Origin of the sequence: Porphyromonas sp. COT-239 OH1446 (assembly GCF_000768875.1) — a bacterium.
Taxonomy (GTDB): Bacteria; Bacteroidota; Bacteroidia; order Bacteroidales; family Porphyromonadaceae; genus Porphyromonas.
Genome location: NZ_JRAO01000008.1, coordinates 1 through 16,763 on the forward strand (window position 1 = coordinate 1; position 16,763 = coordinate 16,763).

Genomic DNA, 16,763 nt, shown 5'->3' on the forward strand with positions numbered 1-16,763 from the left:
GAGGTTTCCCCCTGCAACCCCCTCTAGGTGTTTAGGGGGTTAAAGCCTGTATCCCACTGCCAAAATTTGCACTTCTAAGTTGAATATAGCATGTTCCCAGAGTCTGGGGTTACGGAGATTTATTGTATGGCAGATGATTTTTGCAAGGAATTTGCAGTTCAACAAGAAAAATATCTGGTTGAAGATAATTCACTCCCGCATCGCAATAAGCCCAATCGTATGAGCGATGCGGAAATTATGGTCATTCTGATTCTGTTCCATTCGTGGGGGCGTTGCTTCAAACACTATTATCAGGAATATGTCTGCAAACATCTGACACACCTATTTCCCCAGAGAGTTTCGTATAACCGTTTTGTGGAACTGGAAAAGGAAGTGTTGCTCTCGCTGACTATCTTCATAAAGCAAGTTCTGTTGGGAGAATATACCGGAATCAGTTTCGTGGATTCTACCCCTTTACGCGTCTGCCGTAATCAACGGGTTCTGATTCACAAAACATTCGAGGGCCTTGCCGAACGGAGGAAATGTTCCATGGGATGGTTCTTCGGGTTTAAACTGCATCTGATTATCAATGATAAGGGAGAGATACTGAACTTTATATTCACTCCGGGTAACGTGGATGACAGAGAGCCTTTGAAACAGAGTCGGTTCGTAAAGAATGTAAAAGGGAAATTGTGTGGTGATAAGGGATATATCGGACAAGCATTGTTTGAAAATCTATTCATGAATGGAACACAACTGATAACCAAAGTCAAGAATAATATGAGGAATTCCCTTATGAGTATTACTGATAAAATCATTCTCAGGAAACGGGCACTGATTGAAACGGTTAATGACGAGTTGAAGAACATCGCACAGATTGAGCATTCCAGACACCGATCTTTCGACAACTTCATTGCAAACGCACTCTCGGCAATAGCAGCATATTGTTTCTTTGAAAAGAAACCCGCTATTGATGTGAGTTACATAAATGACGGGCAACTAAGAATGTTCTAAAATTATATCGAACTCACGTTATTTTGTATCTCAGTTTCATCTTGTCTGATTTTTTTTGATTTTATGAGGCTCTTGTATAGAATAGAAGAAAAGCTTAACTTTGCAGTGGAAAAGTGCCGATAGATACTCTTATCGTACTATTAGCACTATAAAATGGAAAAGATGGGGCTGTGTACTTTACTACACAGTCCCTTTTGTATTTTTTATTCTATATCTTCCACTTCGGCTTAGAAATCACCACACGGCTCATCACGCCTTGGTCTTCCGGTCCACTCTTCGGAGTGGACACCGTAGACTGGGGCGTTGTCATATATTGAGTAGAAGAGGAAATCTCCTTTTGCTTTGTATCTCTTATAGCTGAGCCTTGATCTTGTTCCTGCTTAGCTTTCTCCTCTTCTTTCTCTGTCTCGGGAGGGACTAATTCGAGAGCTATTTTCCGGTCGAGCTCCGCTACCTGCCCCTTAAGCAAGCGCAACTCTTCCTCTTTTTTCCACGACCCATTGGCAATCGTCGTGTATACACCAATATCTGCCGTTGCCTTGGCAAGTTCCTTCTCGTGCGACTCTATGACTTTGGGGATACGCTCCAGAGCATTAACGAAGTTAGCACAGGCGAGTTTTGGGTCGCTGGCGAGCTTGCCACATGGCAAGGCATAGAGAATTTTATAAACACCAAATAATCAATAGATTATATTGTTTGTCAATAAAGGGAGGTAACGATAAGGAAACCAGCGAGCTTCTATACTTTATCTTATTTTGCCGTGTCAAAAAAGCACTTTGTCTGTTGCAAAGATAACAGTATACCGTGAGAAAAAAGAATTTTCTCCGAATTATTTTTGTAAAGCCGTCCGTTGGGGCGACTTTTTGTTTTTCGTGTATTTCGTTTCTATGATAAATGCAGTCCCCCCATAGACTGCGTTTTCTGTTTTCGCCCTGCTTCTCTGTCTGCACATCCTCCACTTATGCCTGTGTATCATGTCGGGATTGGTTGTTCGTTGTCAGCGGCAAAGGTAGTTCCGGGCTTTTACGGACAATAAAGGTCGAGGCGGCAAGCCGTTTAGACGACAATCTCCACACTTCCATTTCATTGCAGGTAGTATTCTCGCCGTAAAACCTTGTTTGTCCTAAGCTCTACCTTTTTACACCCCTGAAACGAAAACGACCGACCCGACGGAAAAACGCATAAAAAATGTCGGATATGCGAGAAGCAGGGAAAAAAGAAAAAGTTGAAACTCAACTCCCTCACCTCTGGAATCCGCATAAAGAGACTATTGCGCAATGCTAGGGTCATATCACCATGTTCTTTCCAATCGTTTTTTGCTGCTTGAGGCTGTGTTTTTCAGTGGTGCTATCCTCCCCCTTTACCCCGACCTTGTGGCTCATTGCTCACAAGGTCGGGGGATTTTGTGCTTATTTGGCAGCTTGAAGCACAAGCAGCCCTGGCATACGTTTGAGATTGTACGCCATAGCTTCAAGAATATTCTGTGTATGCGTTCGCTCTAACCCTCGGTAGCGACAGCGTCCGCCCAAGAACCACCGACGAATACTGCCAAAGGTGCGTTCTATCAAGCACCTTGTCTTACTGATCACACGGTTGAATGCCTTCTGACTCTCGCTAAGAGTCTTCCCACGAATAGCCTTGAGCATAATGCCGTCCACCAAGCCATGACCAGCTAAGTACTCCGAATTCTTTTTGCTACAATAGCCTTTGTCCGCTAGCACACTTACACCTGATGACAACTCGGACTTCTCGATCAAGGCGGGCAAAGCAACCGTATCGGGAGCATAAGGGCTGTCTACAATACTGGCATCCACAATGGCGCCTTGGTCAATACGGCTAATGCCATGTTTCTTGAACTGCTTGTTCAACTCTCGAAGGAGTTTATCCATAATCCCTAGACGCGTTAGCTCCGAGCGAAAGCGACTGATGGTGCTATGATCGGGAGAGGGATAGCCAAGGTCTAAGCCTAGGAATTCGCTGAAAAGCAGAGAATCATTGATGCGTTCCTCAACCTCATAATCGCTCAAACCATACCATGTCTCTAGCAAAAGAATCTTGAACATCAGCAAGGCATCGTAGGCTGGGTTACCTACGGCATTCTGTGTCTTGGTGTACTTCTTGTTCAGCAGCGTGCGGATACCTCTCCAATCAACGCAAGCATTGATTTGGCGGAGAAAGGAGTGCTTCATGCGGTCGCGACGAACCTGAGTATATACTTGTAGGAAGCTCGGAGCTGTTTCGGTTGGTTTGGTTGCCATGTCGATACAGTTAATTAGTCGTCCCTTAAAAAGCGTTGCTAAGCGAGGGGTCATCCATGAATGACTCCTCGCTTAGCAACGCTTTTTAAGGGACGACTATATAATAGTGAGGAGTCTGAATAGGTCAGTTGTGCTTCCCCTAGACGCAATGGGCTATGTGTGATTTTACTAGTTTTATTCAATAGCTTCTCTAGTATTCTAACGACCCTCTCTATAGGCACAGGAGACTGATTCCCAATATTGTATATCGGAGCAAGAGTTTCTCCCTCATGAAGTTTTTGAGTAATCTGTTTTATCACACAAACTAAATCTTTGATGTAGGTGAAATCTCGAGCTGTAGCATTATTTCCATAGAGAGTGATTGGTTTGCCGTGATATATCGCCGAGGTAAATAAACTGATTGCCATATCTGGTCTCATATCTTCCCATAGATAGAAAAGAAGCGATATACTACTCCCCAAAAATCGACAACTAGTTTCGGGGTTGTTTGACTTGTTTTTAGTTGTTTGCTTTCTAATCTCTCGTAAAGTTACTTCTTTTTCTTTGGCGGTCTTGGCTAGGCAGCAACGATAATCCCGTATTGCCTTGCTGGCAATAGCAACTCAAGGCTCTGATGAGGGCGTTCGTAGTTGTAGTAGCGCATGAACTTCGCTATGCCAGACCGCAGCACCGCCACATCCTTCGTGGGATTGAGATAGATGTACTCCTGCTTAATAGTACGCCAAAAACGCTCTATCCAAATATTATCCTTGCATCGCCCACGCCCATCCATACTGATCTTAATACCATATCCTTCCAAAAGGCTTACCCAGCGATGGCTGGTATATTGCACGCCTTGATCCGAATTCACAATCTCAGGTGTGCCATGCTGACGAATGCATTCCTCTAAGAGTTCAATACAGTTCGTCCCTGAGAGCGTATTGCTCAAACGCCAACCTAAGATATATCGGCTATACACATCTATCACCGCATAGAGATACATAAATCCTCCTTCTACAGGGATATACGAGATGTCCGTACTCCATACCTGATTGGGGCGTTGAATGTCTAGACCACGCAACAGATAAGGGTGTACGTACCTCGGAATAGTCCCTTTTGAGAGGCTAGGCTTCGGGTAAATGGGCATTAAGTGCATCAAGCGCATTAAGCGGCGAACTCGCTTGACATTAACATGATAACCCTTGAGTGTCAGTATCGACTGCATATGTAACACACCTGCTCTAGGATGCTCCAGGTAGTAGCGGTCGATCTCCTGCATAAGCTCTAGGTTTTCAGAACTTTCGCCTTTAGCTTTGTAGTAAAGACTTGAACGATTGAGGCTCGTATATACACAAAAGTGTTTGCGACTCATGCCTCAAGGTGCGAGATGCCTCCATCTCTATTATCTCACTTTGAGTCCGGATGCCTCGCAGGCGCTCGCAAAAAAATCACAGTCAATGCTCAGTTGACCCACTTTCTCTAAGAGGCGTTTGTTCTCCGACTGAACTTTCTTCAGTTCCTTATCTTTGACGCTACTACGCTCAAAGGCTTGATGGGCGTGCGTCTCTAATTCACTTAGCCACTCACTAATCTTTGAGGGGCTGAGGCTATAGCGTTGCGCCAACTCTTGAAGAGTAACATCTCCTCGTAGCGCTTCCAACGCTACCTTTGCCTTGAAGACCGAACTGTACTTACTTGGGCGTCCCATAATTCTGATATCTTTTAATACCCCTAAAGTTAATAATACTTTTTACTGCTAGTGTCTAGTTCTATGGGAGTATTATAACCCCTGCAATACTCCGATTATTTCTTGAAAGTTCTGAGGAGATGTGTCTTGCTCAAATGCTCTTATAGCTCCTTCAAAGTCATTACGACTGATATCATTTGGAAAATTCACAGCAAGAAAGCGTTTACAGGTATTTTTCCAAGAAGTATACAAGGATTGGGACTCGTCTGATTCCCATTCATACCAGCTCCACCCCATAGATCCTCTCTCATAAAGTAGATTGGACTTTAGTTCTTTTCCCTCCTGAATCAGTTTATCTAAAGTAATAGTACTCATAAGTTATGCTCGGTAAATGGATTAATTACTTGCCTTAGCAAGAAATAGATAATGGGGAATAAATATACAGATAGGATTTAGTGGTACCCATTTCGGAGCATATCAAAGCAAAGTGATGTAAGGAAAATATCATAGTCCTCCTTATTGGGTATAATTCCTTCTTTCATTGAAATAATACCCCCGAAAAGGGGCATAATAGATTCCCATTCCTTATATTTGCCACTGATAAGGTATATAATGACTTTGGCGGAGTGAGTCGTGCATAGTGATATGCCTTGAATATGTACCCAAAAGAGACAAAATGGGTACATATCTTTGGGACGTGTACCCGAAAACGGCATTTTGGGTACATATCCAGAGTGTGACACTTCAAGCAGCAATTGATATAAAATGGTAGCGAGGACAATCATAGCGCAGTACGTGAAGGAAATGCGCAAAAAATATAAACTGACACAAGTAAACCTATCCGAGAAAGCAGGAGTGGGGCTACGCTTCGTGCGTGAACTCGAGCAGGGTAAGACCACGCTCCGCCTCGACAAGGTCAATAAAATCTTTGAACTCTTTGGCTCGGAGTGTGGTCCTGTGCCGATGAAACGAGAAGGAGATGACGTATGAAACAGGCAATTGTTTATTGGAAAAGCCTCAAGGCAGGCATCCTCACAGAAAGTGATGAAGGCTATTCCTTTGCTTACGACAAGGACTATCTCACTATGCCCGAAGCTCAAGGCATAAGCCTAACAATGCCTTTGCGAAAAGAACCTTTCCAAAGCAATATGCTTCATCCATTTTTTGACGGACTTATCCCTGAGGGATGGCTGTTAGATATTGCTCAGAAGAATTGGAAGATAGACGCAAGGGATCGAATGGCTTTGCTGTTGGCTTGTTGCCGAGACTGCATTGGAGCGGTAAGTATCGAACCTCTAAAAACGATTGAAGATGAAGAATAGATGCCTATACTGCTACGAACCTTTGGTTGATGGAGAGATGGATTACCATGCCAAGTGTTGTCGCAAATTGTTTGGGACGCCCCAAGCTCCTATATTGCCTTATACAAGTAGCGAAGTACGAGCGTTGGCTGACGAGGTCGTTCGTTCGCAAACCACAGTGACAGGAGTACAACCCAAGCTATCTCTCGACTTTGACCAAATGAGCAATTCGCCCAAGCGATTTACCATCGTGGGCTTGTGGGGACGGTTTATTCTTAAACCTCAAACAGAGCGTTATTCGCATCTCCCTGAATTGGAGGATGTGTCAATGCACCTTGCAGAGATTGCCAAGATAGAAACAGTTCCTCATGGACTGATGCGATTTAGCGATGGCGAACTATGCTATATCACTCGTCGCATAGACCGAACAGGGCAAGGGGAAAAGCTCCCAATGGAAGATATGTGCCAGCTCTCAGAGCGTCTGACCGAATATAAATACAAAGGCTCACACGAGCAGGTAGCCAAACTGATCTCCAAGTATAGCTCTGTGCCAAAACTTGATCTTGTCAAGTACTGGGAGCAGGTACTCTTTTCGTGGCTGATAGGTAATGCCGATATGCACCTCAAGAATTACTCGCTCTATGCTCCAGAGGGAAATGAATATCAACTCACTCCAGCTTACGACCTGCTGTCTACGGCACTTGTTATTCCTGAGGATACAGAAGAACTTGCATTGACCCTCTGTGGCAAAAAGCGCAAACTCACTCGCCAACACTTCCTCGAAGCGATGACAGCCTCAGGACTAGATGAGAAAGTGTGTGACAATATTTTCGCTCGCTTCCAACACATCCTCCCCGAATGGGAAGCCTGCATCCGTCAGAGCTTCCTTCCTGAGGATATGCAGGGACAGTATATTCAACTGATTAGAAATCGACTTAGTTTCATTATCGAGTAGTAGTAATAACATTAAGAATAAAAATAAATTTGATATATGGCAAAAGGTATTCAATCTGTAGAGCCTAATATAGCTGACCTAGTGAATGGTTGGCTCAGATCCTACAAGTTAGACTATAAACTAGAGCAACAGAGTCTCAATGCTGAGATTGATAAGGCTTTGAATGAGTATTTTACCAAAAACGGAGGTAGTGGTGCTAATCGCCCCGATGCAAAGCTCCTACTCAGAGATAAGCAACTCAACTACTATCCTATTCTGATTGAATACAAAGGCTATAAGGATAAGCTTGTCAAGCTCGATGCACAGGGTATTGTAGATAATAAGAAGGCCAAGAATGAGCCTAACTTCAAGCATATCAACTCTTATGCAGTCAATGGGGCTATTCATTATGCCAATGCCATACTACACCATACTGGTTATACTGACATCATCTCAATCGGGGTAACGGGATATCGAGATGAGAGAGGGGAGCTACAGTACGAGATCGGGGTCTACTATGTGTCCAAGGGTAATCTTGGAGTCGGACAGGAGGTCGGCAAGTATGAGGATCTATCTTTCCTAAAGGCTGAGAACTTCGATTCATTTATTGAGCGTGTTAATAAACTAAGCCTTACTCCCGAGGAGCTACAGCGTCTCAAAGAGCAGCGAGAGCAGGAAATAAACATCAGTCTTGCGAAGTTAAACAACGACATTTATCAGAGTGAAAAGGGACTTGGAGAAAATGACAGAGTCTACCTCGTTGCAGCTTCCATTATCGCGACTCTTGGTATTCCGGGTAAAGTACGTCCTCTTGAAAAAGCAGAGCTCTTGTCGTTACAAGAGGCCGGTAGCACGGATGGAGAGATTATTATGCGCAAGATACGAGCCTTTCTCAAAGAGAAAGCCATCCCCACAGAGAAGAAAGACCTTATCTTAAGGACCTTACAGAACACCCTTACGACGGAAAATATCAATAGGGTCGAAAACGGAGAAACTCAGCTCAAGCGTGTTTTCTGTAAAATTGTAGATGATCTCGGTATCTATTATAAGATTGGCCTGACAACAGACTTCACGGGTAAACTCTTTAATGAAATGTATTCGTGGCTCGGATTTACGCAGGACAAGCTCAATGATGTAGTACTGACACCTTCATACGTAGCACAGCTCCTCGTTCGCTTAGCACGAGTCAACAAAGACTCTTATGTTTGGGATTTTGCAACTGGCTCTGCTGGTCTACTTGTAGCTGCAATGAATGAAATGCTCAATGATGCTCGTCGTACTATAAACTCACCCGACAAGCTAGCTCGAAAAGAAGCACTCATTAAGGCGGAGCAACTTCTCGGTCTAGAGCTTCTCTCGAGTGTATATATGTTGGCTATCCTCAACATGATATTGATGGGGGATGGTAGCTCAAACATCCTCAACAAAAACTCTCTCACGGACTTCGATGGTAGGTATGGTTTTGGAAAGGATAACACACCTTTCCCTGCCGATGCTTTTGTCCTCAATCCGCCTTATTCGGCTGATGGCAACGGAATGAATTTCGTAGAGCGTGCTCTCAGTATGATGAGTAAGGGATATGCTGCAGTGATTATTCAGAACTCTGCAGGCAGTGGTAAGGCACGAGAAATCAATAAGCGTATACTCCAGCGTAATACACTTGTGGCGAGTATCAAGATGCCGATAGACCTCTTCCTCGGCAAGTCTAGTGTGCAAACGAATATCTATGTCTTCAAGGTCGCAGAGAAGCATGATCCTAAGCATATCGTAAAGTTTATCGATTTCTCCAATGATGGATATACACGCACTAATCGTAAAAAGGCAAGTGTTAATTTGCGTGATACAGACCAAGCCAAGGAACGTTATGATGAGCTAGTAAATCTTGTTCTTTATGGTAAGCAGTACCTGAAAATTTTCACCGAAAAGGAATACTACGAAGCAACTATTGATCCCCAAAATGGGAGTGACTGGAATAAGTCTACCCCCGTGGACACCCACCCAACGCTTGCCGACTTCAAGAAGACCGTAGCCGATTACCTTGCTTGGGAGGTTTCCAACTTACTCAAACAACAAACAGATGGAGAGAATAGCTTGGGAAAATAGATGCCCCACTCAACAAAATGCTTGAGAGCGTTGAGTGGGGCGAATACAGACTTGGTGATTTGTTTGAAATTAAGAGTACTTCTAGTTTTAATAAGGAGGTGTTGACTCTAGGTAGTGAGTATGATTATGTGACAAGAACTTCGCAAGACCAAGGCATATTGCAGACGACAGGGTTTGTCAATGAGGAAAATCTAAATGAAGCTGGAACTTGGAGTCTCGGACTACTTCAGATGGATTTCTTTTATCGAAGAAAATGTTGGTATGCTGGGCAATTTGTAAGAAAAATTGTCCCTAAAATCGAACTAACAGATAGTAGTATCTCCTTTTTTACAACGATACTAAATAAGCAGAAGCCTATATTGTTGTCTGTATTAGTGAGAGATGTTGATGCCGTTTTTCGCAATAAAACTTGCCTCCTTCCAACTCATAATGGAGAGATAGACTTCGAGTTTATGGAAAAGTTTATAGCAGAGCTAAAGGCTCTGCGTATAGCAGAGCTAAAGGCTTATCTTTTTGTGACAGGACTCAAGGACTATACCCTTACTCCCGAAGAAGAACAAGCTATTAAGAATTTTGAGGCTGGGAATGTCGAGTGGGGAAAGTATCGTTTTGAGAAAGTATTTAATCATATCAAACAAGGACGTCGACTCAAAAAGGATGACCAAAAGGAAGGAGCTATTCCATTTGTTATGGCTGGTACATCTAATACCGGGGTGATTAATTATATTTCCAATCCTATCGCTACATTCCCTCCCAACTCTATTACAATAGATATTTTTGGCAATACATTCTATCGAAACTATGGCTTTGGGGCAGGAGATGATACAGGGGTGTATTGGGACGATCAAAAAAACTATTCCCAAGAGCTAATGCTCTTCTTTACAACAGCAATGAGTAGAGCGTTAGTCGGCAAGTATTCATTTGGGAAAAAACTTAGAAGCTCTCAGAGCTTAAAAGAGCAAATGTTTTTACTGGAACATCAAGGCTCTCCTGACTACTCTGGTATGAAGACGTTCATTTCTGCAATTCAGAAATTAGTTATTAAGGAAGTGGTTCTCTATGCCGACCGAGAGATTGAGGCAACGAAACAAGTCCTAAATAAAACTTCTAATAGAAATTTAATTTGATATGGACAGTCGTAATGAACTGCTTTGGAAAAATGTGCAATTCTCTCAGGGTAAAGATCCTGTATGCAATGATGACCCGGATAAAAAAGAAGAGTATATTGTGCGGTTTTTGCGAGATCAACTTCAACTCAAAAATGTGTCCTTTTTACTCGGTTCTGGTACCAGCTCCCCAGCACTTCCTCTGATGTCAGGCTTATATGCAGGAGTGAAGGAGGAGATAAAGACAACTCCTCGGTCTCCCCAAAACCCGCAGTTATTCGATAAAGTTTCTAACAAGGCTCAAGAGAACCTTGAGGAAATTCTGGGATTGCTTTATGCTCGTCTTTCCTATTACTTAGGCATTGAAAAAGATGAAGGCGAAACTAAAGAATATGACACAACAAAAAGCCTGATTGAACAAATAGAGGGGTACATCTTAACTCAATTGAATCAAAATATTTCTGATAAATGTAGAGAAGAAATAAGTCAAAAGGAAGATCGCTTTACTTCCACTCTAAAAGTGTATGAAACATTCTATCGTACTCTAGCCCTTCGATCTAAGGAACTTTCTCGATTGTCAGTGTTCACAACAAATAATGATCTATTCAATGAAACGGCGATGGACAACACGAATACGATGTATATCAATGGATTCACTCCTGGTATAAAACGATACTTTAATCCCTCTTTGTTCCATTACAGCTACTCTAAGAGAATGGACACATCCATTGATAAATATGAGCCAGTAGATAATATGGTCTATCTATATAAGCTTCATGGTTCTGTCAATTGGGTAGAACAAGAAAGCATAGGAAATAAGTTCTACAACATCGTAGAAATTGATGCAACACAATCTAGTTTCTCTGCACAAAGTGAAAGAGTAATGATCTATCCAGCTCCTACCAAACAGAATAAGAGCTTAGGTAGCCCATATACAGATATTATACGAGCTTTCCATCACAAACTACTACAACCCAATAGTGTTCTCTTTGTATGTGGATATTCCTTTAGTGATGAGCACCTCAATCGAATTATCTATCAGGCTTTAGCTGCCAATAGTAGCTTAAATATAGTTGTCGTAAATAAACTTGACGAGAGTAAGGAAATCAAAAACGTGGATGACCGACGTATTTATCACCTTTGGGAAGAAAATCAAGACCCTAAGACTGAGTTCAATTCTTCAGAATCAGATGAAGAAAAGGATTCGTCGGGAGAAGTAGGTCCTACTGAAAAGAACGCTCCAATTCACTACTTTTCTAAGTTTGTGAGGCTCATATCAGACATAATATCTCAGCAGGATGATAGTCAAGAGTTGTTGAATAAATTCTCCAACGAAATATTTAAGTATAAAGAGCTAAAATGATAGTTGGGAAAATAATATCCATCGAGTATGATCGCTTTAAAGTTCGTCTACTCAATGACGCAAAAGTTGCCTCTATCAACATAAAAGGGAAGGTTTATCACTTTGGCAATATCGGGAGCTATCTAAAGGTAAGTAACCATGCCAACGAGATGATTCTATGTGAAGTCACGGCAATATACGAACAAGGAATTACAACTGATAGTGCTTTAGGACAAGAGTTTCGTCTTGACTCTCCTAGAGACTTATTTATGAAGCCTATTGGATCATATCGAACAGATGGATTCAAATTGGGTATAGTGACTTATCCATCCGTATATGCAGATGTCTATGTTGTTACAGAGAATGACCTCAATGATGCTCTCAAAGATGCTGTTCAGAAAAACTCCAATAGAGGTGTCTATTTGGGGAATAGTAGAAATCTTCAAGGTTACCCAATACATCTTGATATAGATAAGTTATTCTCAATACATACTGCCATATTAGGGAATAGTGGTAGTGGAAAGTCTTATACTATAGCGCGGATACTCCAGCAGATAGGAGCTATGGGGGCAAAACACACGACTATCTTATTCGATGTGAATGGGGAGTATGCACAAGCATTCCCTGATGCTAAACACCTATGTCCAAATATTACAGAGGGAAATACTGTAGAGGAAACAAAGGAGGATAAAGTTGCGTACTCTCCCTTCTATTTGCCCTATTATTTATTGAATCTTGATGAGTGGCTTGCTTTTCTAATGGCTTCAGAACGAACTCAACGTCCCTTTTGGGATAGAGTCCTTCAAGAATGTTATCGATTCTATTGGATAAGTCTTGCTCAAGAGGACACAGGAAAAACTGAAAAGTTTGAGCTTTATATACGCTGGAGAATTTCTCAGATGTTAGCAGGAATACTTTCTCGAACAGATAGTGACACATCCAAAATAACATCTTCTCAAGGCTTATTAGCAAGTATCCAAGCCATTTTGACTTCTTTGAAGAATGAGAAGAATGGATCTGCTTTAGCAAACATAATCACCACAATTAAAGAATATCAAGATGCCTGTACAATAGATTATGGTAAGAATGACAATAAACTCTCCATGAAAATTGAAGCACAGATTGGTGAAATTGATTTTGAGAAAATAAGAGATGTACTAGAAACTCGGCTCCCTCACGGTCAGTACTATAACCATAAATTTCTCAAAATTGCAGCAGAGATGACCCTTATTGATGAGGAAGCCAAAGGTAATAGTCGTATCAGAGAGTATACATCGACTATGTTCTCTCGTTTAGACTACTTTTTGGAAAATCTCGAGTGTGCTTTTATGAGAACCGACTCCTCTGAAATGGGAAATAATAGAGATGAATACCTACGGAATATTGGTGTTATTAAACAGGAGCCATCCAACAAGTTTTTACTGACAATAGAACTCAGTGCCCTAGGGAATGACACCTTAGAACTCGTTACAGGAGTCCTTACTAGAATGATTTTCGATTATAGGAAAGAGCGTAGTGGAGAAGACAGACGGAAAAATCCAATACATTTGATCCTTGATGAGGCTCATCGATATATACGTAAGGATAAGGAGTACATTTTGAAAGAAAATCTCTTTGAGCGAGTGGCAAGAGAAGGACGTAAATATGCATGCTATCTTTTTATTTCTTCTCAACGCCCTTCGGAATTATCCCCCACCGTTTTGTCTCAATGTGCTAACTACATTATTCATAGGACACAGAACAAAATAGACCTAGATTACATCTACTCTGTATTACCCTATTTTTCCGAAGACTACCTCGTAAAGATTAAGCAAGCTTCTGCTGGAGAAGCATTGATCTTTGGCTTTTGTGTTCCTATGCCACTGCAAGTTGAGGTTATTAAAGCAGATCCAGAACCGAACAGTAAGAATTGTATCATTTCAGAAGAATGGGGATTAACTTAATTACATCAGTAGTTAATTTACATATTCAGCTAACACCATAACTCTTCTTTCAAAGCAATAGATTTATTTTCTAATGTATCTCTTATCTCATCAAAAAGAAAGAGCTCTTAAGAGAACTACATGATATTTTTGCTGACAAGTAAGACGGTCGCCTAACAGCATTCTCTAAGATTCTGTTAGGCAACTTCTTATTAACGCCAGTTCGATCTAAGCGAACATACCATAAAAATAACAAGTAGCTGTAAATCATACTCTTTTGTGATTCTCCGGCTGCATAATGATCGGGAAGAAGGGGCGGCTTCTAAGTCATTGGGTTTCAGATGTAGATAAAAAGCCATCTGAAAGCAATATAAGTGCCTGAAAAACACTGTGTGGAAAATAAAACACACTAATAACCAATGTGTTGTGCCATTTCTTTATATCGAACTCACGTCTTATTACCGCTGGAGTTGTTGAGTGAGGGCTTCTTGCTCTTGGGAGAGGCGTTGCTGTTGGAGGTGTAGTTCAGCTTGGCGTTCGATGGCGAGTTCGTAATTGCTGACCTGGTGGCGTAGTTGGTGAATGGAGTCGGAGGAGTCTTCGGAAGAGAAGAGACTGTCGAGATGGGCGATAGTGGGGCTATTATAGCCTTGCTCCATACGTATGATGCGGTAGCGGAGAGCATAGCTTTCGAGAGTCTGATTGGCATTGCGAAGATACACTGCCCAGCCGATAGTGCAAGTGAGGAGAATGATTGATGTACCCCAGATGAGCCACTCCATCCATCGCTTGACATCAAAGAGGTAGTACTTCTTGATCTCTGGAGGAGATTGAGTTTCTTGGATTTTCTCGGATAGAGAGGCAATGTTTTCGGCTTGTCGCTCTTGAGTCTTTGTGATGTCATCTTTGATTTCTCGGATTCGTTTACCAAGGACGATAGCGACATCTGTTAGTTCATTCTTGAATTTGCCATCTATCTCAATCTTTTGCCCGATGAGGCGTGCTACATCTGTAAGAGAGATGCCGTCCTCTTCTGATGATGCAGTTGTTGAGATTGGTTGAGATGCAAGGTTGGAGATACTCGTTTTGAGTCCTCTGTTCTGTTGCTTGATTTCCTCGAGTACTTCTAGGAGGATGTTCATTTGGTCGTTCATAATCTTCTACCTTTTAGTTTCTTATTAGCTTGATTTCTTAGTTTACGTTGGAATACGAGTTCTGCGACATCTACGGCAGGCGCATTGCTATCGAAAAGACCCTCGCCAAGGTCTTCTATGGCTTCACCCAGCTCTCCGATAAAACTTTCTGTTTCAGAAGAGGGGTGAGGCGAAGAAAGAGCTTGCTTTGCATTCTGTTCTAAAGCAAAGGTGAGTTTGGAGTAGCTACATGAGCGATCGATGTGTGAACCACTAAAACTTACGCCTTCTTTGCTGAAGAGTACGCCCTCTACCAGATCGGTCTGTCCTTTTGTCTTGAATTGTATGTCTATCCCTTGGCGTCTCAGAGCAGAAGAAAGTTCGTCCCAATTCTGGCATCGAGGTAATACGGCTTTGATGGTATCGAAGATTTCATACCGAAGTCGGTCATTCCCTCGAAGCCTATGACGTTTTACAACCTCTTTCCCTTCGCCCCATTTCAACTGGTTAGCCTCGGTGATTTCTTTGCAGACCTTTGTTGAGCGGTACTTTTCGTTGCTGTCGGAAATAGTTTTTCCGTTGTTGTCTATACGATTGATGCAGATGTGTACGTGGGGATGCTCTCTGTCGAGATGGCGTACAATGAGGTACTGTGTATCTCCATAGCCCATCTTCTGCAAGTATTGTAGTGCCAAGTTTTTCATCGTCTTGTCGTCCAGTCGCTCAGCATCTTCAGCCGAGAAACTCAAGATGGTATGACAGACTGGTTTCTTAACATTAGGACGCATTGAGGCTTGTAGCGCAAAGTCGTTAGCTATCTCGTGAGACGAAGCATCCCTCCTAACTCCTTCTGCATAGAGAACCCTCGCTTTTCCCTCTTGCTTCCCGAGAATATAGGCAAGAACTCCAGAAAAGGATGTTCCTTTGATTATCTTGGCTATCATGATTTCAGGGCTTTGAGTTGTTCATCGACTAAATGTTTGAGCATTCGTAACTCGTTCGGTATGGTAGAGATCCCAAAAGTGTGAAGGCGATGAGCAATTTGATTGATGTTGTTTGCTATGCCTGAAAGCTGGCGTATCTCTCGCATCTGCTTAGGCGTAACTCTGGGCTTGATGGAACTTTCTGAGATGAGCATTCTCAGAAATTCATTCTTATTGATACCAGCCTCTGAGGCTTTACTTTTGAGGGTGAAGTACTCCATCGTATTCAGTTTGAGTAGGACGGAATAGCTTCTCTTCTCGGATAGTTTTTTAGTGGGGCGTCCCCCTTTCTTTTTGTCTTCTGTTGTCATTGTTTCTTTCGTTTTTATTGATGAGACCATCGGGATTATTTCACCCTGCTTGATGGACGTCAAGGAGGTTTTGGGTTATCCAAAACACAAACTTGCTTCTCTACCTATGCAGTCTTCTCTTCTGTGGAAGAAGTTGTGCCAATCTTTGCTCTTTCACGACCCGAAGTCCGAGTTTATCGATCAGAAGTTGGAGGTTGGGATTTTGCCGAATGAGGTCTTTCAGCACACTCGTTTGTGTTTTGATTTGGAGGAGGTAATCCGCGATATCGTAGCCAGCTTGCTGGTCTTGAAGAGGAGCGTGTTTCTCCAAATAATCGAAGAGCTGCACCTCCATTCCGAGGCTCTGCATCATCTTTAGTTTCTCCTGCCAATAGTCCGTTGCTCCGAGGTCGGGGAAGAGAACTACTTGACGCTCGAAGAGAGGAACGAGATTGCTGCTTTTGAAACATCCGTGCTTTCCGCCAGTTGCCAGCCACAGATATTGAGGTAGATAATGAGACGCAATGAGTGCCGTCTTTTCGCTCTCAACCAGAGCGATTGGTTTCTGCTTGTCGGCATCAAGAAGATGCTCTCCGAAAAAGCATTGACTAAGGTTGTAGTTTGGACGTTTGAGTAGGCTATGTAGTCGTCCCTTAAAAAGCATTGCTAAGCGAGGAGTCATTCATGGATGACCCCTCGCTTAGCTTTTCGCTTATCATTTTGAGCAGATAC

At 42.4% G+C, this 16,763-nt stretch carries 18 protein-coding genes; 8 read left to right on the plus strand and 10 right to left on the minus strand.

Features of this window, described 5'->3' with window-relative positions; translation table 11 throughout:
- Nucleotides 1-90: 90 nt before the first annotated feature.
- Nucleotides 91-993 (plus strand): IS982 family transposase, encoded by a 903-nt coding sequence (locus HQ37_RS01360; protein ID WP_036879360.1) that lies wholly within the window; start codon nucleotides 91-93, stop codon nucleotides 991-993.
- Nucleotides 994-1,201: 208 nt separating this feature from the next.
- Here the strand turns inward: HQ37_RS01360 and HQ37_RS08290 are convergent, their stop codons facing one another.
- The 6 genes from HQ37_RS08290 to HQ37_RS01385 form a co-directional block, all read right to left on the minus strand.
- On the minus strand, nucleotides 1,202-1,642 hold the full coding sequence (locus tag HQ37_RS08290) for a hypothetical protein (protein ID WP_036879363.1): 441 nt from the start codon (nucleotides 1,640-1,642) through the stop codon (nucleotides 1,202-1,204).
- 760 nt (nucleotides 1,643-2,402) lie between these two features.
- A complete protein-coding gene (locus tag HQ37_RS01370) occupies nucleotides 2,403-3,251 on the minus strand; it encodes a transposase (protein ID WP_200879444.1) in 849 nt (282 codons plus the stop codon).
- A gap of 50 nt (nucleotides 3,252-3,301) precedes the next feature.
- Nucleotides 3,302-3,670: an NAD-dependent epimerase/dehydratase family protein gene (locus HQ37_RS08300; RefSeq protein WP_152566759.1), complete on the minus strand. Its 369-nt coding sequence runs from the start codon at nucleotides 3,668-3,670 to the stop codon at nucleotides 3,302-3,304.
- 137 nt (nucleotides 3,671-3,807) lie between these two features.
- Nucleotides 3,808-4,602 carry an IS3 family transposase gene (locus HQ37_RS01375; protein ID WP_036879369.1) on the minus strand — a complete coding sequence of 265 codons (795 nt, stop codon included), beginning with the start codon at nucleotides 4,600-4,602 and terminating at the stop codon, nucleotides 3,808-3,810.
- 30 nt (nucleotides 4,603-4,632) lie between these two features.
- A complete protein-coding gene (locus HQ37_RS01380; RefSeq protein ID WP_036879384.1) occupies nucleotides 4,633-4,938 on the minus strand; it encodes a transposase in 306 nt (101 codons plus the stop codon).
- Between the two features lie 72 nt (nucleotides 4,939-5,010).
- Nucleotides 5,011-5,292 carry a hypothetical protein gene (locus tag HQ37_RS01385; RefSeq protein ID WP_036879386.1) on the minus strand — a complete coding sequence of 94 codons (282 nt, stop codon included), beginning with the start codon at nucleotides 5,290-5,292 and terminating at the stop codon, nucleotides 5,011-5,013.
- Between the two features lie 390 nt (nucleotides 5,293-5,682).
- On the opposite strand from HQ37_RS01385, the gene HQ37_RS01395 reads away from it, so the two are divergent.
- Genes HQ37_RS01395 through HQ37_RS01425 form a run of 7 tightly spaced genes read left to right on the plus strand, consistent with a single transcriptional unit; the run spans nucleotide 5,683 to nucleotide 13,646 of the window.
- Nucleotides 5,683-5,907 carry a helix-turn-helix transcriptional regulator gene (locus tag HQ37_RS01395; RefSeq protein WP_036879389.1) on the plus strand — a complete coding sequence of 75 codons (225 nt, stop codon included), beginning with the start codon at nucleotides 5,683-5,685 and terminating at the stop codon, nucleotides 5,905-5,907.
- A complete protein-coding gene (locus HQ37_RS01400) occupies nucleotides 5,904-6,239 on the plus strand; it encodes a HipA N-terminal domain-containing protein (RefSeq protein WP_025843062.1) in 336 nt (111 codons plus the stop codon). The genes HQ37_RS01395 and HQ37_RS01400 overlap by 4 nt, the downstream gene beginning before the upstream one ends.
- Entirely contained in the window at nucleotides 6,229-7,173 is a 945-nt protein-coding gene (locus HQ37_RS01405; protein ID WP_036879391.1) for a HipA domain-containing protein, read from the plus strand. The genes HQ37_RS01400 and HQ37_RS01405 overlap by 11 nt, the downstream gene beginning before the upstream one ends.
- Before the next feature lie 36 nt (nucleotides 7,174-7,209).
- A complete protein-coding gene (locus HQ37_RS01410; RefSeq protein WP_036879393.1) occupies nucleotides 7,210-9,255 on the plus strand; it encodes a class I SAM-dependent DNA methyltransferase in 2,046 nt (681 codons plus the stop codon).
- A gap of 17 nt (nucleotides 9,256-9,272) precedes the next feature.
- Nucleotides 9,273-10,382: a restriction endonuclease subunit S gene (locus HQ37_RS01415; RefSeq protein ID WP_036879395.1), complete on the plus strand. Its 1,110-nt coding sequence runs from the start codon at nucleotides 9,273-9,275 to the stop codon at nucleotides 10,380-10,382.
- A 1-nt stretch (nucleotide 10,383) separates the two neighbouring features.
- The gene (locus tag HQ37_RS01420; protein WP_021678683.1) at nucleotides 10,384-11,724 is read left to right on the plus strand and encodes an SIR2 family protein; all 1,341 of its coding nucleotides are present in this window, start codon (nucleotides 10,384-10,386) and stop codon (nucleotides 11,722-11,724) included.
- Nucleotides 11,721-13,646 (plus strand): ATP-binding protein, encoded by a 1,926-nt coding sequence (locus tag HQ37_RS01425; protein ID WP_036879398.1) that lies wholly within the window; start codon nucleotides 11,721-11,723, stop codon nucleotides 13,644-13,646. The genes HQ37_RS01420 and HQ37_RS01425 overlap by 4 nt, the downstream gene beginning before the upstream one ends.
- 437 nt (nucleotides 13,647-14,083) lie before the next feature.
- On the opposite strand, the gene HQ37_RS01430 is transcribed toward HQ37_RS01425, so the two are convergent.
- The 4 genes from HQ37_RS01430 to HQ37_RS01445 all read right to left on the minus strand — a co-directional run bounded on the left by HQ37_RS01430 (nucleotide 14,084) and on the right by HQ37_RS01445 (nucleotide 16,695).
- A complete protein-coding gene (locus tag HQ37_RS01430; protein WP_036879400.1) occupies nucleotides 14,084-14,779 on the minus strand; it encodes a hypothetical protein in 696 nt (231 codons plus the stop codon).
- A complete protein-coding gene (locus HQ37_RS01435) occupies nucleotides 14,776-15,702 on the minus strand; it encodes a relaxase/mobilization nuclease domain-containing protein (RefSeq protein ID WP_036879403.1) in 927 nt (308 codons plus the stop codon). The genes HQ37_RS01430 and HQ37_RS01435 overlap by 4 nt, the downstream gene beginning before the upstream one ends.
- Nucleotides 15,699-16,052 carry a MobC family plasmid mobilization relaxosome protein gene (locus HQ37_RS01440; protein WP_036879409.1) on the minus strand — a complete coding sequence of 118 codons (354 nt, stop codon included), beginning with the start codon at nucleotides 16,050-16,052 and terminating at the stop codon, nucleotides 15,699-15,701. The genes HQ37_RS01435 and HQ37_RS01440 overlap by 4 nt, the downstream gene beginning before the upstream one ends.
- 100 nt (nucleotides 16,053-16,152) lie before the next feature.
- Nucleotides 16,153-16,695: a DUF6371 domain-containing protein gene (locus tag HQ37_RS01445; RefSeq protein ID WP_235264613.1), complete on the minus strand. Its 543-nt coding sequence runs from the start codon at nucleotides 16,693-16,695 to the stop codon at nucleotides 16,153-16,155.
- Nucleotides 16,696-16,763: the final 68 nt, after the last annotated feature.